This is a genomic window from Bradyrhizobium sp. STM 3557 (assembly GCF_045571465.1).
Lineage (GTDB): Bacteria > Pseudomonadota > Alphaproteobacteria > Rhizobiales > Xanthobacteraceae > Bradyrhizobium.
Genome location: NZ_CP120697.1, coordinates 3,789,508 through 3,810,590, shown reverse-complemented (window position 1 = coordinate 3,810,590; position 21,083 = coordinate 3,789,508). Strand labels below are relative to the sequence as shown.

General features: G+C 64.8%; 23 protein-coding genes. 9 read left to right on the top strand and 14 right to left on the bottom strand.

Translation table 11 applies throughout. The annotated features are described in order from the left end of the window. Position 1 precedes the first annotated feature (1 nt). The gene (locus tag P6U24_RS17300; RefSeq protein WP_407160274.1) at positions 2–1,639 is read right to left on the bottom strand and encodes an acyl-CoA synthetase; all 1,638 of its coding nucleotides are present in this window, start codon (positions 1,637–1,639) and stop codon (positions 2–4) included. Between the two features lie 312 nt (positions 1,640–1,951). Here P6U24_RS17300 and P6U24_RS17295 point away from each other — a divergent pair, with 312 nt between their 5' ends. Together P6U24_RS17295 and P6U24_RS17290 are read left to right on the top strand one after the other, a co-directional pair. Beyond that, positions 1,952–2,227 (top strand): GNAT family N-acetyltransferase, encoded by a 276-nt coding sequence (locus P6U24_RS17295; RefSeq protein WP_407160273.1) that lies wholly within the window; start codon positions 1,952–1,954, stop codon positions 2,225–2,227. 109 nt (positions 2,228–2,336) lie between these two features. Further along, positions 2,337–2,501: a hypothetical protein gene (locus tag P6U24_RS17290; protein WP_407160272.1), complete on the top strand. Its 165-nt coding sequence runs from the start codon at positions 2,337–2,339 to the stop codon at positions 2,499–2,501. A gap of 82 nt (positions 2,502–2,583) precedes the next feature. On the opposite strand, the gene P6U24_RS17285 is transcribed toward P6U24_RS17290, so the two are convergent. Next, positions 2,584–3,012, bottom strand: a complete 429-nt coding sequence (locus P6U24_RS17285) for a DUF3597 domain-containing protein (RefSeq protein ID WP_407160271.1) — start codon at positions 3,010–3,012, stop codon at positions 2,584–2,586. Positions 3,013–3,392: 380 nt separating this feature from the next. Here P6U24_RS17285 and P6U24_RS17280 point away from each other — a divergent pair, with 380 nt between their 5' ends. Next, the gene (locus P6U24_RS17280; RefSeq protein ID WP_407160270.1) at positions 3,393–4,304 is read left to right on the top strand and encodes a DUF2189 domain-containing protein; all 912 of its coding nucleotides are present in this window, start codon (positions 3,393–3,395) and stop codon (positions 4,302–4,304) included. Between the two features lie 272 nt (positions 4,305–4,576). Beyond that, positions 4,577–5,371, top strand: coding sequence for a lytic transglycosylase domain-containing protein (locus P6U24_RS17275; RefSeq protein WP_407160494.1), 795 nt, complete (start codon positions 4,577–4,579; stop codon positions 5,369–5,371). Positions 5,372–5,449: 78 nt separating this feature from the next. Here the strand turns inward: P6U24_RS17275 and P6U24_RS17270 are convergent, their stop codons facing one another. Continuing rightward, on the bottom strand, positions 5,450–5,710 hold the full coding sequence (locus P6U24_RS17270; protein WP_407160269.1) for a hypothetical protein: 261 nt from the start codon (positions 5,708–5,710) through the stop codon (positions 5,450–5,452). Between the two features lie 632 nt (positions 5,711–6,342). Between P6U24_RS17270 and P6U24_RS17265 the strand changes: the two genes are divergently transcribed. The 3 genes from P6U24_RS17265 (at position 6,343) to P6U24_RS17255 (ending at position 9,227) form a co-directional block, all read left to right on the top strand. After that, positions 6,343–6,495, top strand: coding sequence for a DUF1127 domain-containing protein (locus P6U24_RS17265; protein WP_006614327.1), 153 nt, complete (start codon positions 6,343–6,345; stop codon positions 6,493–6,495). Positions 6,496–6,687: 192 nt separating this feature from the next. After that, a complete protein-coding gene (gene trmFO, locus P6U24_RS17260) occupies positions 6,688–8,118 on the top strand; it encodes a methylenetetrahydrofolate--tRNA-(uracil(54)-C(5))-methyltransferase (FADH(2)-oxidizing) TrmFO (protein ID WP_407160268.1) in 1,431 nt (476 codons plus the stop codon). Between the two features lie 8 nt (positions 8,119–8,126). Then, a complete protein-coding gene (locus P6U24_RS17255; protein ID WP_407160267.1) occupies positions 8,127–9,227 on the top strand; it encodes an AMP-binding enzyme in 1,101 nt (366 codons plus the stop codon). Positions 9,228–9,274: 47 nt separating this feature from the next. Here P6U24_RS17255 and P6U24_RS17250 read toward each other — a convergent pair whose 3' ends face one another. Continuing rightward, a complete protein-coding gene (locus P6U24_RS17250) occupies positions 9,275–9,436 on the bottom strand; it encodes a hypothetical protein (protein WP_407160266.1) in 162 nt (53 codons plus the stop codon). 124 nt (positions 9,437–9,560) lie between these two features. On the opposite strand from P6U24_RS17250, the gene P6U24_RS17245 reads away from it, so the two are divergent. Continuing rightward, the gene (locus tag P6U24_RS17245) at positions 9,561–10,451 is read left to right on the top strand and encodes a TauD/TfdA dioxygenase family protein (protein ID WP_407160265.1); all 891 of its coding nucleotides are present in this window, start codon (positions 9,561–9,563) and stop codon (positions 10,449–10,451) included. A gap of 203 nt (positions 10,452–10,654) precedes the next feature. Next, on the top strand, positions 10,655–11,398 hold the full coding sequence (locus tag P6U24_RS17240) for a TauD/TfdA dioxygenase family protein (protein ID WP_407160264.1): 744 nt from the start codon (positions 10,655–10,657) through the stop codon (positions 11,396–11,398). Positions 11,399–11,416: 18 nt separating this feature from the next. On the opposite strand, the gene P6U24_RS17235 is transcribed toward P6U24_RS17240, so the two are convergent. The 10 genes from P6U24_RS17235 to secD form a co-directional block, all read right to left on the bottom strand. After that, a complete protein-coding gene (locus P6U24_RS17235) occupies positions 11,417–12,154 on the bottom strand; it encodes an ABC transporter ATP-binding protein (RefSeq protein WP_407160263.1) in 738 nt (245 codons plus the stop codon). After that, on the bottom strand, positions 12,144–12,890 hold the full coding sequence (locus P6U24_RS17230; protein ID WP_407160262.1) for an ABC transporter ATP-binding protein: 747 nt from the start codon (positions 12,888–12,890) through the stop codon (positions 12,144–12,146). The genes P6U24_RS17235 and P6U24_RS17230 overlap by 11 nt, the downstream gene beginning before the upstream one ends. Beyond that, complete coding sequence (locus P6U24_RS17225) at positions 12,887–13,840, bottom strand: branched-chain amino acid ABC transporter permease (RefSeq protein ID WP_407160261.1); 954 nt, start codon at positions 13,838–13,840, stop codon at positions 12,887–12,889. Before P6U24_RS17225 ends, P6U24_RS17230 begins: the two co-directional genes overlap by 4 nt. A 3-nt stretch (positions 13,841–13,843) precedes the next feature. Further along, a complete protein-coding gene (locus P6U24_RS17220) occupies positions 13,844–14,719 on the bottom strand; it encodes a branched-chain amino acid ABC transporter permease (RefSeq protein WP_407160260.1) in 876 nt (291 codons plus the stop codon). A gap of 49 nt (positions 14,720–14,768) precedes the next feature. Continuing rightward, the gene (locus P6U24_RS17215; RefSeq protein WP_407160259.1) at positions 14,769–16,013 is read right to left on the bottom strand and encodes an amino acid ABC transporter substrate-binding protein; all 1,245 of its coding nucleotides are present in this window, start codon (positions 16,011–16,013) and stop codon (positions 14,769–14,771) included. A gap of 54 nt (positions 16,014–16,067) precedes the next feature. Then, positions 16,068–16,994: a dioxygenase gene (locus P6U24_RS17210; RefSeq protein ID WP_407160258.1), complete on the bottom strand. Its 927-nt coding sequence runs from the start codon at positions 16,992–16,994 to the stop codon at positions 16,068–16,070. Between the two features lie 143 nt (positions 16,995–17,137). Continuing rightward, entirely contained in the window at positions 17,138–18,004 is an 867-nt protein-coding gene (locus P6U24_RS17205; RefSeq protein WP_407160257.1) for a phytoene/squalene synthase family protein, read from the bottom strand. Further along, positions 18,001–18,384, bottom strand: coding sequence for an Mth938-like domain-containing protein (locus P6U24_RS17200; protein ID WP_407160256.1), 384 nt, complete (start codon positions 18,382–18,384; stop codon positions 18,001–18,003). Before P6U24_RS17200 ends, P6U24_RS17205 begins: the two co-directional genes overlap by 4 nt. Before the next feature lie 55 nt (positions 18,385–18,439). Continuing rightward, entirely contained in the window at positions 18,440–19,459 is a 1,020-nt protein-coding gene (secF, locus tag P6U24_RS17195) for a protein translocase subunit SecF (RefSeq protein WP_407160255.1), read from the bottom strand. A gap of 8 nt (positions 19,460–19,467) precedes the next feature. Continuing rightward, on the bottom strand, positions 19,468–21,069 hold the full coding sequence (secD, locus tag P6U24_RS17190; protein ID WP_407160254.1) for a protein translocase subunit SecD: 1,602 nt from the start codon (positions 21,067–21,069) through the stop codon (positions 19,468–19,470). Positions 21,070–21,083 lie beyond the last annotated feature (14 nt).

Below are 21,083 nucleotides of genomic sequence, written 5' to 3'. Positions count from 1 at the left end.
GTCAGGCCTGCTTCGCGTTGAGGTCGAGCAGCCCACGCGCCTCGAGCTCATCGCGCACCAGCCGCTTCGGGATCTTGCCATAGCCGGATTTCGGCAAGGCGTCCCAGAAGAAGAAGCGTTTTGGCATCTTGTAGCGCGGCAGCTTGGTGGCGAGGTAGCCGGCCATGTCGCTCTCGCTCGGTGCTGCCACGCCTTCATGCGGCACGCAGACGGCAACGCCGACCTCGCCCCACACAGGGTCCGGCACCCCGAGTACGGCGACCTCGCCGATCGCAGGGTGCATGAGGATCTTCTCCTCGACCTCACGGGGATAGATGTTGGAGCCCCCGGAGATGTACATGTCCGAGGCGCGGCCAGTGATGTAGACGAAGCCCTGCTCGTCCATGTGGCCGAGATCACCGGTACGGAACCAGCCATCGCGGAACGCCTTCGCATTGGCCTCCGGATTGTCGTAGTAGCCCGCGAATACCGCGGGTCCGATCACGCAGATCTCGCCGGTCTCGCCCGGCTTCAGCTCGCGGCCCACATCGTCCTGGATGGAGACCTGCATGCCCGTGCGCTCATAGCCGCAGGTGCCGATCCGCGCCTCGGGACCATCTTCCACCTCGTGCAGCGCCGCCGGCAGCACGGTGATGTTGCCGGTGACCTCGCCAAGCCCGAAATATTGCACGATCACCTTGCCGAGCTTGGCAAGTGCCCGCTTCTGGTCCTCGCGATACATCGGAGCGCCGGCATAGATGACGTGGCGCAGCGAGGAATGGTCGAACTGATCGGCCGCAGGATGCTCGACCATCATCTTCAGAATGGTCGGCACGGTGAAGAGGTTGCTAATGCGATGGGCCTCGATCAGGCGGAAGGCTTCGGTGATGTCGAACTTCTCGCTTGGCAGCAGCACGGTCTTGGCTCCCCGCGCGCATTGCATCAGCTGATGCACGCCCGCGCCATGCGACAGCGGCGCCACCACCAGCGCGGCATCATCCTCGGTGGTGCCGGGCGTCAAATCGGCGAGATGATTGGTGATGACGAACGCCATCTGGCCATGGGTCAGCACCGCCGCCTTGGAGCGGCCGGTGGTGCCGGAGGTGAAGAAGAACCAGCAGGGATCGTCGTGCTCGACCGCGACATTCTCCACATGCGCGCCCGCATGCGCCTTGATGGCGTCGCTGAGCGTGCGCTCGCCGAACGTCCCGCTGTCGCCGATGCGCCAGACGAAGGCCGCACCGGTTGCCGCCGCTGCATGCTCGGGAAAATCGCCATGGCAGAGGAAGCCCTTGGCGCCGGATGCCGTGCCGAGATAGGCGACCTCATCGGGCATCAGGCGGAAATTGGTAGGCACCCAGACCGCGCCGAGCCGGAACGCTGCGAACATCGAGACGAACATCTCGTCGCAGTTCTTGGAGTGCACCAGGATGCGATCGCCCTTCTCGATACCGCGCGCGGCGAGCGCCGCCGCAAGCGCCGAGGCCATCCGGTCGAGCTCGCGCCAGGTGAAGGCGCGCTCGCCCCAGACGAAGCCGGTGCGGTCGCCGAGCCTGCGGCCGTTCTGCGTCATAATGTGCGCGAGGTTCATGACCCGGCGCGACATCCGCGCCAGCCCGCCTTTCGGCGCCGTCTGCGTGCTTGCCCCCACGTCGCTCATTGGCCGCTCCCTGCGATCATGGGCGTGCCGGGCGGACGTTGGACGAGCATCATGGGAGGTTCCTCGCAGAGCAGCGTGCGGCGGTTGAACCGCCCTTTCCAACCTGTTTATCGCCATCGAACGAGGCCGGGCAAGGGCAGCCGGATCACGTCGCGACGAGAGGAGCACGCCCCTCATGCACGACCGCTTGTGGCGAGCGGCACCCATCGATTTTCAGCTCGACAGGCATGTCGTGGACGAGGTGGGCGTGCTCATGATCGACGTCATATTCCACGCGACTGCTCTTGAAGAGCCACCCCCGGAAATGAGGCCATGATGATGACGGTCCGCGACAACAAGGAACGACACCGCTTCGAGCTCGACGTCGAAGGCGGCACGGCCTTCGCCAGTTATGTGATGACGCCGGCGGCCCTCGTCATTACTCACACGGAGACGCCGCGGGCCTTGCGCGGCCGCGGCATCGCCTCCGATCTGGTGAAGGGCGCGCTGGAGCTGATCCGCGCCGACGGTCGCAAGGTGCGGGCCGGCTGCAGCTTCGTCGCCGACTACCTGGAGCGACACCCAGAACACGCGGATATCGTGGGATGACCGGCCGTAGGATTACCGTGATGCCAGTTGCCGCAGATGTTGTTAACTCTTGGGCGACCCGAACGGCGCTGCAGTCGTCGGCGGGACAACGAACCCGCCGGAGAGGCTCATGCTCATCATCACCGCCTACGAATTTATCAAGCGGTACGCACATTATCGTTCCGAGCTCGCCTGCATTGCGGCGCTGGACGATCGCACCTTGTATGACATCGGCCACAGCCGCACGGAGCTTTGCGCGCTGGCGTGGCGCCGCGCCGGGCTCGCAGCGCACTGACCGGCGACCACGCTCCGGCTTGATAAAGGCCCGCGCGAGCGCGGGCCTTTCGAGATCACATTCAAACCGGCAGCCCGGGCGCTCAGTGCTTGATCTCAGGGGGCAGCTTGCCGCCATTGGCGGCGAGCTGGGCCATGACCTGCTTGTGCAGCCAGACGTTCATGCTCGCGGAATCGTTGGTGTCGCCGCTGTAGCCGAGCTCCTTGGCCAGCTCCTTGCGCGCGGCGAGGCTCGAGTCGATGTCGAGCGCCTTCATCAGGTCGACGATCGAGGTACGCCATTCCAGCTTCTCGTGCTTGGCGGCCGCCGCCTTGTCGACGATTGCGGCGACATCGACGCTCTGCGGCGGGGCGGCCGGCGTGGATGCGCTCGGCGTCGTTCCGCTCGGAGCCGGTGCGGCTGCAGTCCCGCCCGAACTCGGCGCGGCATCGGCCGGCGCTACGCCCCCTGTGGGCGCGGCGGTCGCCGAATGGCCGAAAATCGCGCTCATGATTTTTCCAAAAACGCTCATCAGTTGCTCCCAAAAGGATCCACAGATCGTGTGAAGAACTTGATCGGCTCTTTTTCGTTGCGCGATGGCCGGTCGGAAAATCTTAAGGCCACGCGCGCTGCTTGCCAACGCGACCAGCGCGGCCGATTTGCAGCCTACCCGCGGCGGAATGACGGCGGAATGACGCTCACCTCCTGTGGTTGCGTCGCCTGTGCATTGCGGCACACCCGAAGTCACCGAGCCGTGAGCATCGGGCAAAGCCAATTCCGGATATGCTCAACACTTCAGTTCGCGAATGGCCATTCGGTTGGTTGGACTGGCCCTGTCGCGGACGCATCCAAAGGGCGCCGCCGACCTTGCCGGTTGTGACACGTGCCCGCCCTGTTTGGGAGTGAACGATCATGGCCACTTATCACAGCAATGTCGCCTCGCATGTTCGGCCGGCCGATGAGGTGGAGGCCGAGCTCTCGATCCGCACCATCGGCCTGTCCGATCTGTCGCGTGCGCTCCGGCTCGGCTGGGCGGATTTCGAGGCGATGCCCAGCCACGCACTGATGCTATGCGTGATCTATCCCGTGCTCGGCCTGGTGCTTGCCCGCGTCGTGTCGGGCTATTCGGTGCTGCCGCTGCTGTTTCCGCTCGCAGCCGGCTTTGCTCTGCTCGGTCCGTTCGCCGCGCTCGGCCTCTATGAGCTGAGCAGCCGCCGCGAGCGGGGCGAAAGCGCAACTGCGTGGGATGCGTTCGAGGTGCTGCGCTCGCCGTCCTTCGGGGCGATGCTGGGGTTAGGCACGCTCCTGCTTGCACTGTTCGTGGTCTGGATCGGCACCGCGCAAGCGATCTACGTCGCCGCCTTCGGTTATGGTGGCGCCGACAGCGCATCTGATTTCGTGCGTCGCGTTCTGACCACGCCGCAAGGATGGTGGCTGATCGTCGTCGGCTGCGGCACCGGCTTCCTGTTCGCCCTGGTGGCGCTGTGCCTCAGCGTGGTCTCGTTCCCGTTGATGCTCGACCGCCACGCCGGCGCGTTCGAAGCCATGGTGACGTCGCTGCGCGTCGTCGCCCGCAATCCGGTGCCGATGGCAGCCTGGGGCCTGATCGTCGCTGGGCTGCTGGTCGTGGGTACGATCCCGTTCTTCCTGGGCCTCGCCGTCGTTATCCCGGTGCTCGGCCACGCCACTTGGCATCTCTATCGCGAGACGGTCGCGATCGCGCCGAACGCGAGGCCAGTGGTGACCCCGCCACCGCGCGAGCCCAAGCCAGCGGCGGATTTCCCGGCCAATTTGTTCCCGTGGCGCCAGCATGACCGGAAGTGAGAGCGGGCGTCACTCGATCCGCTGGCGGCAGACACTGCCCGCGGATCGGTGCGCGACCCTATGCGGCTGTCGCAGCGTGCCGTTAACGAGAAGGAGAGATGGGCACAATCAGCACGCGGCTGAAGCAGCGCAGCGCACATGCGCCCCACGGCAAGGTGAACTGTAAGCCTTGTTTTGGCCGCGGTTGCTGCCAACATGGCGGTTTGCCGGTCATCGTTTGCAGATCATTTTACACAGGTGTTTCCCTGATGACCTCTTTCCGCCTCGCCCGAATGATCGCCGTCGGGGCCGTTCTCCTGTTCCCGGCCACGGCAGTGCAGGCGGCGGTCGCTTGCGGCAGCGGCAACTTCGATGCGTGGCTCGCCGACTTCAAGGCCGACGCGGCGTCGAAGGGCATCTCGAAGGCCGCTATCGACAGCGGGCTGGCCGGCGTCACGCTGGATCAAAGCGTGATCAACCGCGATCATTCGCAGAAGGTCTTCAGCCAGACTTTCGAAGAGTTCTCCGGCCGCATGATCCCGCCGCGGCTGACCCGCGGCTCCAACATGCTCAAGCAATATGGCTCGGTGCTGTCGCGCATCGAGCAGACCTACGGCGTCCCCGGCGAGGTGCTGGTCGCGATCTGGGGTCTGGAAACCGATTTCGGCGTCAACATCGGCAAGTTCCCCACGATCCGCGCGCTGGCGACCTTGGCCTATGATTGCCGCCGCGCGGAAGAGTTCCGGGGCGAGTTGATGGATGCGCTGCGGATCGTGGAACGCGGCGACCTGACACCTCAGGAGATGCGCGGTGCCTGGGCCGGCGAAATCGGGCAAACCCAGTTCATGCCGTCATCCTGGGTCAAATATGCGGTCGATTTCGACGGCAACGGCCGGCGCGACCTCATGCACAACGCGCCCGACGTGCTCGCCTCCACCGCCAACTATCTCAAGGGCTACGGCTGGCAGCGTGGCAAGGACTGGGAGCCCGGCAGCCCGAATTTCCCGGTGCTGCAGCAGTGGAACAAGAGCGAGGTCTATGCGCGGACGATCGCGTCCTTCGCGACCCAGCTCGCCCGCGCGCCGTAGCCGGCCGACACGCCAAGGCCGACCGCGGTCACGGTCGGCCTTCTCGCCACACGCTACGCTCCATACAGGCAGCCTACTTCACTTCGCCGCCTGCGCCGCCTTTGTCAGGTGCTGGCTGCAGATGCCCGCCTTGCCGCTGAGCAGCGCTTCCTGCGCCGCGGCGATTTCCCTTTCAGCCGCATACTTCGTGTCGCCGTCGGCCATGGCCTCGATCGCCGCCTCGGTCTTTTCCAGATTGGGTCCGCTGCAGCCGACGCCGTGCACTTTCGCCGCGTCCGCCGGCATCACCGATATCGTCATGGCAGCCAGAGCGGCCGCCGCGAGAAGCTTCTTGAGCATTTTATTTCCCCACCTTGTGTGCGACAGCACGGCTTCATTGCCGCGGTCATGAGGCAATTTGTCGCAGACAGGTGCAGCTTCAGAAATGAATTCGCTGCGAGACAAACGTGATCAACGGTATTGGCAGACCCGTCATGCGTTCGGTTCCGTTTGGATTAAAGGGTCGTAACGACGCGATGCAGCAGTCGCCCGCCCGCTCTCTGCGCTCACTTCTTCTCTCCAGCAGCTCTCTCGCAGCCTCTTCCTAGAAATGAATTTTTCTTCACTATATTGTGCACCGCCGCATAGACAGATAACACGCCATGCTCTTTAGGAGGTTCGGCGACAGTCGCAGCCGGTCAGTTCGGCGCACGCCCAATGGCGGAAAAACCTGCGCTCTTGCTTGGGTGTGCTCTGCTCTTCAGCTTGGCTTAACCGCTGTTTATGCTGGTAATTTTAGCCGACCTTAAATTTGGTCGACCGCCGGTCCGGAGAACTCCCGAATTCTTACCGGCTCGTTAGCCGAGCTATGCGCTGACCGTTTAGCTGCGCCGCAACAATCGCGACTACCGCACCGCAACAATCTGTCCTATGTTCATTTCAACGATGAGGCCCTGGCAAAGAGCTGAATCGTAGATCTAAGGAGAATTTTCATGTTGCTCTCGCTCATCCGCATGGTCCAGGCGTTTCGTGAGTATCAGCGCAACGTTGCGGAGCTGTCGCAGCTCAGCGATCGTGAACTCGCCGATATCGGTCTCGATCGTTCGGACATTCCGCGCGTTGCTGCCGGTCACTACAACGGCTGAACCAATCTTCCGACTAGCCAACGGACATCGCCCGCCAGCCCGGCGGGCGATGTCGTCTCCGGGTCCGACTACGTGCAGATAAGCACCCGCGGCCGTGACTTGAAGAACCGCCGGGTTCCCGCGAAGCTTTTCATTCGGCATCGGGCGACATTGCATTTCCCTGCTGCATGAAACGCGCTACCTGTCGCGCCCATGACAGGGTCATCAACTTCCGAATCAGTTCACGTGATCGGCGCCGGACTTGCGGGCTCCGAAGCGGCTTGGCAGCTCGCGCAGGCCGGCATCGACGTCGTCCTGCACGAAATGCGCCCGGTTCGCACGACCGAGGCGCACCGCACCGACTCGCCGGCTGAACTGGTTTGCTCGAATTCCTTCCGCTCAGACGATGCCGCCAACAACGCGGTCGGCCTCCTGCATGCCGAGATGCGCCGGCTCGGCTCGCTGATCATGCGCGCCGCGGATGCCAACCAGGTGCCCGCTGGCGGCGCGCTCGCGGTAGACCGCGAGGGCTTCTCGGCCGCAGTTGCAAAGGCGCTGCAGGACCATCCGCGCATCGAGCTTCGGCGTGGCGAGATCACCGGCCTGCCGCCGGCCGACTGGGATAACGTCATCGTCGCCACCGGGCCCCTCACCTCGCAGCCGCTGGCGGACGCCATCCGCGCGCTGACCGACGAGAGCGCGCTCGCCTTCTTCGACGCCATCGCGCCGATCGTCCACAAGGATTCGATCGACATGTCGGTGGCCTGGTTTCAGTCACGCTATGACAAGGTCGGGCCGGGCGGTACCGGCGCCGACTACATCAACTGCCCCATGACCAAGGAGCAGTATGACAGCTTCGTCGCCGCGCTGCTCGCGGGCGAAAAGACCGAGTTCAAGGAATGGGAGACCAATACGCCCTATTTCGACGGCTGCCTGCCGGTCGAGGTGATGGCGGAGCGCGGCCATGAGACCCTGCGGCACGGGCCGATGAAGCCGGTCGGGCTGACCAACCCGCACAACCCGACCGTCAAGCCATATGCGATCGTCCAGCTGCGCCAGGACAACAAGCTCGGCACGCTCTACAACATGGTCGGATTCCAGACCAAGCTGAAATACGGCGCGCAGCAGCAGGTCTTCCGGACCATCCCGGGCCTTGAGAAGGCGGAGTTCGCGCGGCTCGGCGGCCTGCATCGCAACACCTTCCTCAACTCGCCGAAGCTCCTGGACGAGCAGCTTCGCCTGCGTGCGCAGCCGCGACTGCGCTTTGCCGGCCAGATGACCGGGTGCGAGGGCTACGTGGAATCCGCCAGCATCGGCCTGATCGCCGGCCTCTATGCCGCGGCCGATGCGCGCGGCCAGCGGCTGGCGCCGCCACCGCAGACCACGGCGCTCGGCGCCCTGCTCGGCCACATCACCGGCGGCCATATCGAGACCATCGATGCCGGCACCCGCTCGTTCCAGCCGATGAACATCAATTTCGGCCTGTTCCCGCCGCTTGCGAGCCCGCCGACCAAGAAGCCGGACGGCACGCGGCTGCGTGGCAACGAGAAGACGGTGGCGAAAAAGCAGGCGCTCAGCGCCCGCGCGCTTGCCGACCTCGACCGCTGGATCGCCGACCATCTCCGTATCGCCGCTGCCGCGTGAGTCTTGCGATGAGTTTGCCAAAGGACGACGTCGCAACCTTGTCCGCGCGTTGGAGCGAGGGCGTGCTGCTCAAGCGCGACGTCTTTTCCAACGTCGAGCGAGGTCGCTTCCGCCGGGACGGAGGCGAGGTCGATGCCGTGCTGCGCCGGCTCGACGAGGTGCCGTGGTGGTCGTACCTTTTGGCGCGCCACCTGTTCGCCCGGGAGCGGAAGGCATTGACCCTTGCCAAGGGGCTCGGCGTCGGCCCGGAGCTGCTGTGGGCCGGCCGTCGCGCGCTGGTGCGCGGCTTCATCGACGGCGTTGCGCTGCATCTCGCCAAGCCGCGCGGCAACGTCGCCTATTTCCGCTCGGCCAAGCAGGCGCTGCACCGGCTGCATCGCGCCGGGATCACCCATAATGATCTCGCCAAGGAGCAGAACTGGCTGGTCGGCCGCGACGGCCATTGCTACGTCACCGATTTCCAGCTCGCCGCCTCCTTCTCCCGACGCAGCCGGCTGTTCAGGATCGCCGCCTATGAGGACCTGCGGCATCTGCTCAAGCACAAGCGCACCTATGCGCCGGAGGCGTTGACGCCGAAGGAGCGCAAGATCCTGGCGCGCAAATCGCTGTTCGCCCGGGTCTGGCTGATGACCGGCAAGAAGGTCTATCGCGGCATCACCCGCGGCATTTTCAACTTCACCGATCGCGAGGGTGGCGGCCGGCGTCTGGTCAATGATGCGCCGGTGCTGATCGAAATGATCCGCCGCAATCCAGATGTGCGCGACGCCGCAATCGTCGCCTTTGCCGACCGCCGCACCGGTGTCGGGCTTTACGCTTTCGTCGAGGCCGAGCGCGCTTCCCTCGAGGCACAGTTGCAGAGCGAGCTTGCCGCCGCCAAGGGGCCCAAGCCACCGGAGCACATTCAGGTGGTGCAGGCGCTGCCGCGCGATGCCACCGGCAAGCCGCGCACCGAGATCCTGCAGCTGGTTGCCATGAACCAGGTTGATCTGCTCGAGCCAATGATGGCAAGCGATACCGATCGCGCTTTCCTGAAGGACATCCTGGATGCGCGGAAGAACCTGCGCGACCGTTTCAACTTCGAGGCCAACCTGAAGCTGCCGTCGCACTAAGGACCGCAGGCTACGGCTTCAGCTTCTTGATGCAGGTCGGTCCCCACTCATGATGCGTGCACTCCCCGGTCCGGTTCCAAGCTGGTGGGAGCACGCCCTTGCAACGGGATGCCAAAGATGGCCATCGCGACGATGGCTGCGGCGATGAGCACACCAAGCGCGATCGCGAGCACGTTGCCTTCGAGGTGCCACCGAAGCCATTCCGTCATGTTCAATTCCGCAATCGAGAGTTGCTGCAACGGCCGACCTTATTCGCATTCATCCCGGGCAATCTGTGATTGTTTTGGTATAGTGTTCCAATCCTGACCAAGAAGCGCAGCCGGAGGAACAACCATGGATATCGAAACCAGCTCCGCGCGTGAGGTCACGTCGCGCGCTGTCGAGATCGTTCCGACCGGCAAGGCACTCGGCGCCGAGGTCACAAACGTCGACCTGAAGCGGCTGGACGACGCCACTTTCGCTGCCTTGCTGCGCGCCTTCCATGATCATTCGGTGCTGCTGGTGCGTGGACAGACCCTGTCCGATCAGGACTTGATCGCCTTCAGCCGCCGGTTCGGCGAACTCGACTGGGCGCCGGTGCAGGAGAATGGCCGCCGCTTCGTCGAAGGGCTGCCGGAGATCTACATCGTCTCCAACGTGAAGCAGAACGGCGAGCCGATCGGCAGCCTGGGCGCCGGCGAAGCGGTCTGGCACACCGACATGTCCTATCTCGAGGCACCGCCGATCGCGAGTGCACTTTACGCGCTGGAGATCCCGCCTGTCGGCGGCAACACCTCATTCTGCAGCATGTATGCGATCCATGATGCGCTCGCGCCCGAGCTGAAGCGCCGGGTTACGGGCCTCAAGATCAAGCACGACAGCACCTACAATAGCGGCGGCTTCCTGCGGCAAGGTGTGACGCCGACTGATGACCCGCGTACCTCGCCCGGGGCGATCCACCCGCTGGTCTGCACGCATCCGGACACGGGTCGCGAGATGCTCTATCTCGGCCGCCGCCGCAATGCGTACCTGGTCGGACTCGAGCTTGCGGAATCCGAGGCACTGCTCAATGAGCTCTGGGCGTATGTCGACCGCCCTGAGTTTGCATGGGAGCACGTCTGGCAGGTCGGCGATCTCGTGATCTGGGACAACCGCTGCACCATGCATCGGCGCGACCCGTTCGATGACAACAGCCGCCGCATCATGCATCGGACCCAGATCAAGGGCACGGTACGCCCGGCGTGAGCCGGCTGCGCCTCGATCCTGAGTCGGAGTGACGCAGCTGACGTCGCGAGCAGCGCCGCATTTTCGACCCAACTTGCTGCACTGCGCCGACAATTTGCCGCCTGCGCAGCGTTTGTCCCGCGATTTGCCGCCACAGCGAGATACTGACGACACGTTCCCAGGGCTGAATCAGCCCGTTGGCAAATCAGCGGGGAGTGATGGCCATGACTTTCGGGAGCAACCTTGCCGGCAAGACTAGAGGCGAGATGCGCGCAACGACGCCGGCCATGCTGCTCGGCAGCCTGTTCGAGGTGATTCCGAGTGGACCGCCGCTCGGCGCCGAGGTCCGCAATGTCGATGTCAGGTCGTTCGACGACTGGGCTTTTGCCGCGCTGATGCGTGCGCTGCTCAAGCACCAGGTGCTGCTGGTTCGCGGGCAGACGCTTGGCGAGCACGAGCTCGCCCGCTTCCGCCGCCGTCTCGGTCAGGCCAGCGTGTCCTTGGCGCCGGCGCTCGGCACGACTTCGTCATTCAGCAGCCTGTATGCGATCTACGATGCGCTGCCGCCCGCACTGAGGGGCCGGATCGCGCATCTGAAAATCAGGCATCTGCTGCCCAACGAGAATGATGTCGCTCGCTACGTGGGTGCCACTGACGAGATCGCGATCGATACCATGGTTCAGCCGCTGGTCGGCATCCATCCTGACACCGGTCGATCGATGCTGCATCTCGGCGAGCGCCGCCATGCGTCGCTGGTCGGCATGGAGCCGGCCGAATCCAATGCCCTGCTCGAGGAGCTCTGGCAGTTCGCCGCGCGCACAGAGTTCGCTTGGCAATGCACCTGCAAGCCCGGTGACCTCCTGATCTGGGACCCGCGCAGCACGATGCACCAACGGGCGGCAGTAAGCGCGGCCCACCCGCGTCTACTGCAGCGGGCCGAGATCTGGAGCTCGATGAGCCTGAGCTGATGCACGCGTCAGCATCGCTCAGACCACGCCGCCAAGGTAGAGCCGCTTGACGAGGTCGTTGGCCTTCAGCTCGTCAACCGAATCTGCCGCGGCGGCGATCTCGCCATGGACGATGACATAGCCGCGATCGGCGATCCGAATCGCCTGGTTGAAGTTCTGCTCGGCCATCAACACGGTGAGTCCGAAACTCTGCTTCAGCTCGCCGATCTTGCTGATGGTCTGAGAGACCAACAATGGTGATAAGCCCACGGAGGGCTCGTCGACCAGCAACAGGCGCGGCGAGGACATCAGCGCGCGCGCGATCGCCAGCATCTGCTGCTGGCCGCCGGACATGGTGCCGGCGAGCTGGCGCCTGCGCTCCTTCAGAAGCGGAAACGTCTCAAAGGCCTGGGCGAGATTGTGCGCGATAGCCTTGCGCGCCGCCCTGCGGAAGGCACCCAGCATCAGGTTCTCCTCGACCGTCAGCTTGGGGAACAACCGCCGGCCCTCCGGCACCAGCGCGACGCCGAGCCCGACGATCGCCTCGGCCGGCAGCCGGGTCAAATCATGCTGCCTGCCGTCGATCATCAGCAGGACCCGGCCGCGCGTCGGGCGGACCAGGCCCATCACGCATTTCATCAAGGTGCTCTTGCCATTGCCGTTGGTGCCGAGCAGCGCCACCGTCTCGCCGGCGTCGACCCGCATCGAAACGCCGCGCAGCGCCTTCACTGCGCCATAGCCGGCATCGAGGCTGTCGATCGAGAGGCTAAACGCCAAGATAGGCCTCCTGCACCCGCGCATTGGCCATCACCTCGGCCGGCGCGCCGATCGCGATGATCCGGCCGGCGTCGAGGCACATCACCCGCTCCGAGAACCGCATCACCGCCTGCATGATGTGCTCGATCATGATGATCGCGATGTCCTCGCCGCCGAGGCTCATCAACAGATCCAGCACCTCGTCGACCTCCGAGTGCGACAGCCCGGCCATCGCCTCGTCTGATATCAGGAGCTTCGGCCCCATCGCCAGCGCTCTGGCCAGCTCCATCTTGCGTAGGTCCACCTGGGTCAGGGCGGTCGCGAGCGCGCCGGCCTTGGGTGCAAGGCCAATGCGCGTCAGGATCGACATCGCCGCGTCGCGGCGATGCGCGGCCGATTCCAGCACGCCGCGCCCAGCGGCGAAATCGAGTGCGACCATCAGGTTCTCGAGCACGGTCATGCTCCGAAAGGGGCGCGGAATCTGGAAGCTGCGCGCGATGCCGCGGCGAGCGCGCTGGTTCGGCGGCAGCGGCGTAAGGTCCTCGCCGGCAAGCGACACGCGGCCGCGGCTCGGCCGCAGCGCCCCCGAGATGCAGTTGACCAGCGTCGTCTTGCCCGAGCCGTTGGGGCCGATCAAGCCGAAGCGCTCGCCCTTGCGGATATCGACGCTGATATTGTCGAGCGCGACGAAGCCGCCAAAGCTCTTGGTGAGAGATTCGACGCGCAGCAAGGGCTCGGGCATGGCCGCATCCGTCATGCGCGCTCTCCGGGAGGCTTGGACCGGCGCACCAGGCCAATGATCCCCTTGGGCGCGCCGACCACGAACAGCACCAGCATGATGCCCAGCACCAGCACATTGACCTCGGAGGAGATCGTCACCGCGAGCAGCTGCTGCGTGGTGCCGAGCAGGATCGCACCGAGCACCGGGCCGATCCAGTGCGACGTGCCGCCGATCAAGGCCATCGCCAGCACCGACACCGAGGTGGTCAGGTTGAAGGCCGAGCCTGGATCGGCATATTGCAGATACATCGCCGCCGGCGCGCCGCCGGCCGCGATCAGCGCGCCGGAGATGACGCAGGCGACCAGCTTGAGCCGCAGGGTCGGGACACCCGTGCATTCGGCGGCGAGCTCGTCGTCCCTGAGCGCGTGCAGCCCGCGGCCGATCCAGGAATTCTGGATACCGCGCGTGATCGCGACGGATGAGACCACCAGCAGCGCCTGCACGAAGAACAGCATCTTCACATAGCTGTCGAACGGCGCCATGACCGGCGGCCGCTGCAATTGGATGCCGGCCGCACCGCCGACGAAGCGCCAGTTCGTCACCGTGGTTTCCACGATGATCGCGAGCGCAATCGTCGCAATCGAGAAGAAGATGCCGCGCATCCGCAGCGTCATCAGGCCGACGGTGAGGCCCAGCAGGCTGCCGACCACGGCGGCCATCGCGATCTGCACGCCAAGGGGCGCCTCGTAGGTGTGAGCGAGGAACACCGCCGTATAGACGCCGGCGCCAAAGAAAGCGTTGGTGCCGAAATTCACATAGCCGGCATAGCCGCCCAGGATGGTCCAGGCGACCGAGAGCACGATGAATTGCAGGATCACGTAGCCGGCAAAGAACGGGTATTCGTTGCGAACGAGCTGGGTCATCGTGAGCGCGACGGCAAGGAAGACGATGGCACCTAGCCAGAATGCGATGTTGTTACGCGTCACGGATCACCTGCCGAGCAGACCCTGCGGGCGCACGGTCAGGACACCGAGCAGCAACGCAAAGGAAATCGCCGGTGCCCAGGACGCGCCGAACATCGTGAGCACGATCGACTCCGCGACGCCAAGGATGAGGGCGGCGATCAGCGTCCCGGTGATGCTGCCGAGCCCCGCCATGACCACGACGCAGAAGGTGCGCCCGATATAGACGCGATCGAGCGTCGGCTCGACCGGTGCGACGATGATCATCAGTGCGCCCGCGACCGCGACCACCGCGGTCGCGATCCCGAACGCGAGCTGCTTGACCCGCACCGGACTAGCGCCCATCAGCCGCAGCCCCTCCTCGTCCTGCGCCACCGCCCGGATCGCGCGCCCGAGGAACGTCCGGGACAGATAGGTCGCCAGCAATAACGTGAGCGCCAGCGCGACGCCGAAGGCGACGAGCTGTCGGATCGGAATCCGCATGCCGGCGACCCGCCAGGCCTTGCCGATATAGGGTGCGGTCACCGAGCGCTGGTCGACCCCGAACTGCAGGATGATCAGCACCTCGATGATGAAGGCCACCCCGAAGAAGAACGCGATACCACGCACGGCGGCATCACTACCACGCCGCTCGAAGGTCTCGTAATAGAGCCGGTAGGTCACGAGCCCGAGCACGAAAAAGAGCGGCGTCAGCAGCAGGCCCGCCAGCAATGGATCGATGTCGAAACGGTCGTTGCAGAGGTAGACGCCGTAGGAGGCCAGCACCAGGAAGGCTGGATGCGCGACCTGCGGCACGTCGAGCAGACCGAAGGAGATCGACAGGCCCACGCTGACGGCCGCATAGAAGCAGCCGAGTAGCAGGCCGAGCACGATGGCATCGCGCATCAGTTCGAGTGAGAACAAGCGCCCTCCCCTTTATCCAGCTCTGGACTGACCGCCCCTCATGCGCGCCCTATTGGCGCGCGTCCTCGAAGGGAAAGACGAGATCACCGGTCTTCAACCGGTCCGGAAACAGGATGACCTGCTTGCCGGCGGAGCGGAACTGATCGATGTTCTTGTCCTTGACGCCGCGGAACTGCGCTTCCAGCGTCGCCGTCTCCTTCCACTCGCCATCCGGGCCGAAGATGATCGGGCCGACGATGGTGTTGTGAGTGTGCTCGCGCAGGTACTTGGCTAGCGTCTTCTGGTCGAACGACTTGGTCGCATTGACCGCCTGCTCGACCAGCTGGCCCATGGCGTAGCCGAACGGAGCCAGATAGTAACCGAGCGGATCGACCTTCGCCTCGACGGCGCGCTTGGTATAGGTGTCGAAGAACTTCTTGGTGCCGTCGAAATACATCGAGGGCTCGGGCAGCCAGGTATTGAAGTTGACGACGCCGTTCATCAACGATCCCAGATTTTCCATCACGCCGGCGAACTGCAGACCGACCATGGCGCCGCCGAAGATCTTGACGTTGTCGCCGACGCCGATCTCGTTGACCGCGCGCAGGATGGCGGCGGAATCAGGCGGATAGGATGCGACATAGACGATGTCGGGCTTGGCCGCGTTCAGGGCGCGGATGATGCTGGAGAATTCGACCGTGGCAGGCGGATAGGCCTGATCGAACACGATCGGCATGCCGCGGCTCTTGGCGACGTCGCGGGCGGTCTTGGCGAGGTTCTGCGCGAATTCCTGGTCGGCCGCAAGCAGCGCGACGGTCTTGCCGCCAGCCTTCTGGCCGAGACCAAGAAAGGCCGTCGCCCAGCTATCGGCCGGGCCCCAGGGCGCAATGTTGAACCACATATCGTGGCCGACCTTGCTGTTCACCTGGAATGAGAAATTGCCCATCAGCAGCATGCCGCGCTGCTTGACCAGCGGCATGATCGGCGCGGTCGGCACGGTGGCGTAGGGCGCGAACAAAAGGTCGACCTTGTCGACGTCGAGCAGCTTGGCGTAGATCGCCGGCGTCTCCGCCGCGCTCGACTTGTCGTCATAGACCACGAGCTCGACCTTGCGGCCGAGCAGCCCGCCTTTCGCATTGATATCGTCGCGCCAGATCTCGATGCCGAGCAGCGATGCCTTGCCGCCGGCGGCCAGCCCGCCGGTTTGCGCCATCGACATGCCGATCTTGATCGGCGGCTCATCGGCATTGGTGCCCGATATCCCGCCGAGCATGATCGCGGCCGCAACCAGGCCGAACATTGTCCTGCGATTCATTCTCCCCCCTCCACGCTCTGTTTTTTTGTGCGTTGGTTCGTTGTGTTGGGCGGCCTAGCTCGGCACGGCCGCCTCCCTTTCTTTCATGATGGCCGCCGGGTCGGAGCCGACACGGCCGCTGGTCTTGTCTGCTTCGCCCTCGCGCGGCAGCCTGAGATCGAAGCGGATGCTCGGCAGTCCCTTGATCGGACAGTCCGGATCATCCCGAACGATATCAACGGCGAGATCGTCCGACGAGCCGAACACGACATCGTCGGCGAGATGCGGATCGTCGCGAAGATAAAGCGCGGTGACGAGCTCGCGATAGCCGGGCGCGCCGACCAGGAAATGGATATGGGCCGGCCGCATGCCGTGCCGGGCCTGCGCCTTCACCATCTTGCCGACCGGGCCGTCCATCGGGATCGAATAGCCCAGCGGCCTGACGGTGCGGACGAGATAGCGGCCGTCGGAATCGGTACTGAACACGCCGCGATAGTCAGGTGTGCCGGGGTTTTCCTGAATGTCATAGAGGCCATCGGCGCCGGTCTGCCAGACCGAGACGGTCGCATTGGCGAGCGGCTTGCCTTGAACGTCGGTCACCTGGCCATAGAGCACGCATTCGCTGCCAGGCTTCACATGACTTGCGATCTGGCTGCCGGCCGGCAAGGTCGGCGTCTCTTCGCGATAGAACGGACCGAGCAGGCTGGTATGGGTCCCCTCCTCGATCGCGGTGCGATCATGCAGGCCGTTGACCAGTGCCGAGAGCCCGAGCGTGTCGGACAGCAGGATGAATTCCTGTCGCACCGGCGTGCAGGCCTGGCCGACCTTGGTCATGAATTCGATGCCCTTGATCCACTCGGCTGGGGTCAGGTTCACCTCGCGGGCGAAGGCGTGCAGGTGCTTGACCGCCGCGGCCATGATCTCGCGCAGACGTGGATCGGGGGTGGACGCCATCTGATCGAGCACGGCGTCCGTAATGGTGTCCGGCGTCAATTCCCGCATGATCTGCTTCCTTGCCTGCTCCGCCGACATGCGCAGCGGTATTCATCTCAGCCTAGCGCCCTCCACCGGACAAGGTCCAGAGCGGAGATGAGGCGCTCACGCCTGTGCGAGGGCCGCACAATTTGGGTTTCAGCCGTAGCCGTTTATCGGGGGCGGAATGCTCGCGACCGCGAGGCCCGCCACAGGGTCCACAGGGTGGAGAGGTGCGAGCGCGCCTGCGGCTGAAACGGATCAGCTTCGGCACGCGATCGACGCGCGATATCGCGGCGCACCAACGCGAGGGGCAGCAGGATGGGCCGAACCGCTGGCGGTGCTTCGGCCAGGAGCTGCAGTGCTGTTTGAAGATGCTGCTCGGCCTCGGCGGCGAGCTCGTCCAGCGCCTTGCGGATTGCCGGCGTCGGCTTGCCCGCAAACACCTCTTCAACGCGGCCGCCATGCCGTTCGAGCAGATCCAGCGGCACGAACAATTGCCGGCGAGCGGCATCGCGCGGCAGCGACGCGATGGCTTGCGCCATGCCCAGCGCGAGGCCGGCGTGGCGAGCGAGATGATTGATCTCCGGTGACGGCGGCGCCGCGATCTGCGCGGCAACCGCAATCAGGGCAGCCTGGGTGTCACTGAGATAGCCATCCAGCGCGGCACCGGTCGGCATCGGATCGTTGTAGAGGTCGAACGTGTGCTCGTCGATCAGACGGGTCAGGCGATCGACCGGCAGATCGAAGTGCCGCACCGTCAGCAGCAGCTCGGCCGCAACCGGATTGCCCTCGACGCCGCCATGAGCTGTACCTGTGAGCATGTCCCGCCACCATTGCAGCCGGACTTCGCCGGGCAAAGGCTGGGTGACCTGATCCCGCACCCTGACGATCTCGACATTGAAGGCATAGAGCGACAACAGCGCGCGCCGCAGCTCCGGCTCGACGAACAGCGTCGCGGCGTAGCGGTCGAAATCGTGCTCGCGCACCAGAGCAGCGCAGAACGCGGCCGCGTCTGCTTGCGGCTGGGTTCCGGTCATGGCACCGCGATCAGCGCGGCCGCAACGCGCCGCCGCTCGCCGATCATCACGTTGTAGGTGCGGATCGCCGGGCCAGTCTGCATCGGGTCGAGGACCACCTTGACGGCCCGCAGCGCGTTGCGCAGTCCTGGCGGCGGCATCCAGACCTCGGTCCCGGTGCCGACGATCAGCGTATCGATGCCGTTTGCCGCATCGAACACGCGCTGCAGGGAATAGCGGTCGATCTGGCTTGGCCGCGTCACATCCCAGGCCCAGATCGAATCCGGCAGGCATAGCAGCGAGCCGCGATGCGACATGCCGGCAAAGGCGAAGCCGCCATTGCCATAGCCGTCGATCGGTGCCGATCGCGGGAAATGCGGTGCGTCGTCGGGATTGGCCATGCCTGATACCAACTTGCAGCCCTCGGATATGATCCAACGGGCCAGCTTCGGATGATCAGGGCGACTTCTTCTTCGGCGCCGGCTTCTCCTCCTGCGCCTCGGCGCGGACCGAGTGCACGCCGAGATAGATCAGGATGGGCGAGGCGATGAAGATCGAGGTGTAGGTGCCGACCAGCACGACGCCGAACATCATCACCGCGGTGAAGCTGTGGATGGCCTGGCCGCCGAACAACAGCAGCGCGAGCAAGGCCAGAGTCACCGTGACGTGGGTGATGATCGAGCGCGACAGCGTCGAATTGATCGACTCGTTGAGCAGCTGCGGCATCGGCATCTTCTTGTAACGCCGCAGCATCTCGCGGATACGGTCGTAGATGACGACGGTGTCGTTGAGCGAATAGCCAAGAATGGTGAGGAGCGCGGCGATGCTGGTGAGGTCGAAATCGACCTGGCTGATCGACATGAAACCGATCGTCAGCACGATGTCGTGGACGTTGGCGATCATGGCGCCGAGCGCGAACTGCCATTCGAACCGGAACCAGAGATAGATCAGGATCGAGACGATCGCGAGCATCAGGCCGATCATGCCGAAGGCCAGGAACTCGCCGGAGACGCGCGGTCCCACCACCTCGACGCGGCGATAGTCGACGGCGTCACCGAGCGCAGCCTTCACCTTGTTGGCGGCCTCCTGCTGCGCGGTGTCGCCACCCGGCTGCTCGGCGACGCGGATCAGGACCTCCTCAGGACCGCCGAACTGCTGCAGTTGCACCTCGCCAAGGCCCAGCTTGCCGAGGGTTGTGCGCATCGCGGCGAGATCGGCAGGGCCGGACTTGGAGCGGACCTCGAGCAAGGTACCGCCCTTGAAGTCGATGCCGAGATTGAGGCCGTGGGTGAAGAACAGCGTGATCGCCAGGATCGACAGCGCGGCCGAGATCGGGAAGCTGATCCGGCGGAACTGCGTGAAATCGAAATGCGTGTTGTCGGGCACGATGCGCAGCGACGGCAGCACGCCAAGAGCGCTGACCACTGCCAGCACCACGATCAGGATGCCAAGCCCGATGAGAATCCAGTGTGTCACGGCAGCTCCTAAATAGGCACGCTTTGCGGCCGCTTCCACCGCACCCACCACGCCACGATCAGGCGGGTCAAGGTAAAGGCGGTGAAGACCGTGGTGATGATGCCGATGCCGAGCGTCACGGCGAAGCCGCGCACCGGACCGGTGCCGATGTAGAACAGCACGGCGGCGGCGATGAAGGTGGTGATGTTGGAGTCGAGGATGGTCGCCAGCGCGCGCTTAAAGCCGGCGTCGATCGCCGAGATGGCGTTGCGGCCGCCGCGCAGCTCCTCGCGGATGCGCTCATAGATCAGCACGTTGGAGTCGACCGCAATGCCGACCGTCAGCACAATGCCGGCAATGCCGGGCAAGGTCAGCGTGGCGTTGAGCAGCGACAGCAGGCCGAAGATCATGGCGACGTTGACCGCCACCGCGATATTGGCGAACAGGCCGAACAGGCGGTAGGTCAGCAGCATGAACACGACGACCAGGATCGAGCCGACATAGGCGGCAAGCTCGCCCTTGGCGATCGAGTCCTGTCCGAGGCCGGGACCGACCGTGCGTTCCTCGATGACGGTGAGCGGTGCCGGCAGCGCGCCGGCGCGCAAGAGGATCGCAAGCTCGTTGGCGGACTGCACGGTGAAATTGCCGGAGATCTGCCCGGAGCCGCCGGTGATGGGCTCGCGGATTACCGGTGCCGAGATCACCTTGTTGTCGAGCACGATCGCGAAGGGCTGCCCGACATTCTCGGTGGTGGCCTGGGCGAATTTGCGCGAGCCCGCGCTGTTGAAGCGGAAGCTGACGATCGGCTCATTGGTGCGCTGGTCGAAGCCGGTCTGCGCATCGCTGAGATCGCCGCCCGAGACCAGCACCTGCTTCTTCACCACATAGGGCCGGTTAGGTTCGCTGGCGCTCTGCAGCACTTCCGAATCCGGCGGCACCCGGCCCTGCAGCGCCTGCTCCGGCGGCACCGAGGTGTCGACCATGCGGAATTCCATCTTGGCGGTCTTGCCCAGGATCTCCTTGAGCTGGGTCGGGTCCTGCAGTCCCGGCACCTGGACCAGGATGCGGTCAGTGCCCTGCCGCTGGATCACCGGCTCGACTGTGCCGAGCTCGTTGACACGCCGTTCGACGATCTGGATCGACTGCTCGATCGCTTGGCGAACACGTTCCGTGATCGCCGCCTGCGGAATGGTCAGGCGGATGAGGCCACCGCCGGCATCGGAGACCTCCAGCGAGCGCTGGCCGCTGGAGCCGAGCAGCCCGCCGAGCGGCTGCGACAGCTCGCGCAGCTTGGACAGCGCGGTCTGAACGTCGGTGTCCTTGCTGATCTTGACCTCGACCGCATCGCCACGCGCGGTAAGGCCGGTGTAGCCGATCTTGGCATCGCGCAGGGTGCGCCGCACGTCATCGCGGATCGTGTCCAGCCTGTCCTTCTTGACCGAGTTGGCGTCGATCTCGAGCAGCAGATAGGAGCCGCCCTGCAGGTCGAGGCCCAGCACGATGCGCCGCTGCGCCCAGAGCGGCCAGCCTTTGACGGTGGCTTCGGGGAAGAAATTGGGGACCGCGAACAGGCACACGACCAGCGCCGTGAGGATGATGCCCAGCGCCTTCCACCGCGTGAAATACAACATCAAATTGATCCGTC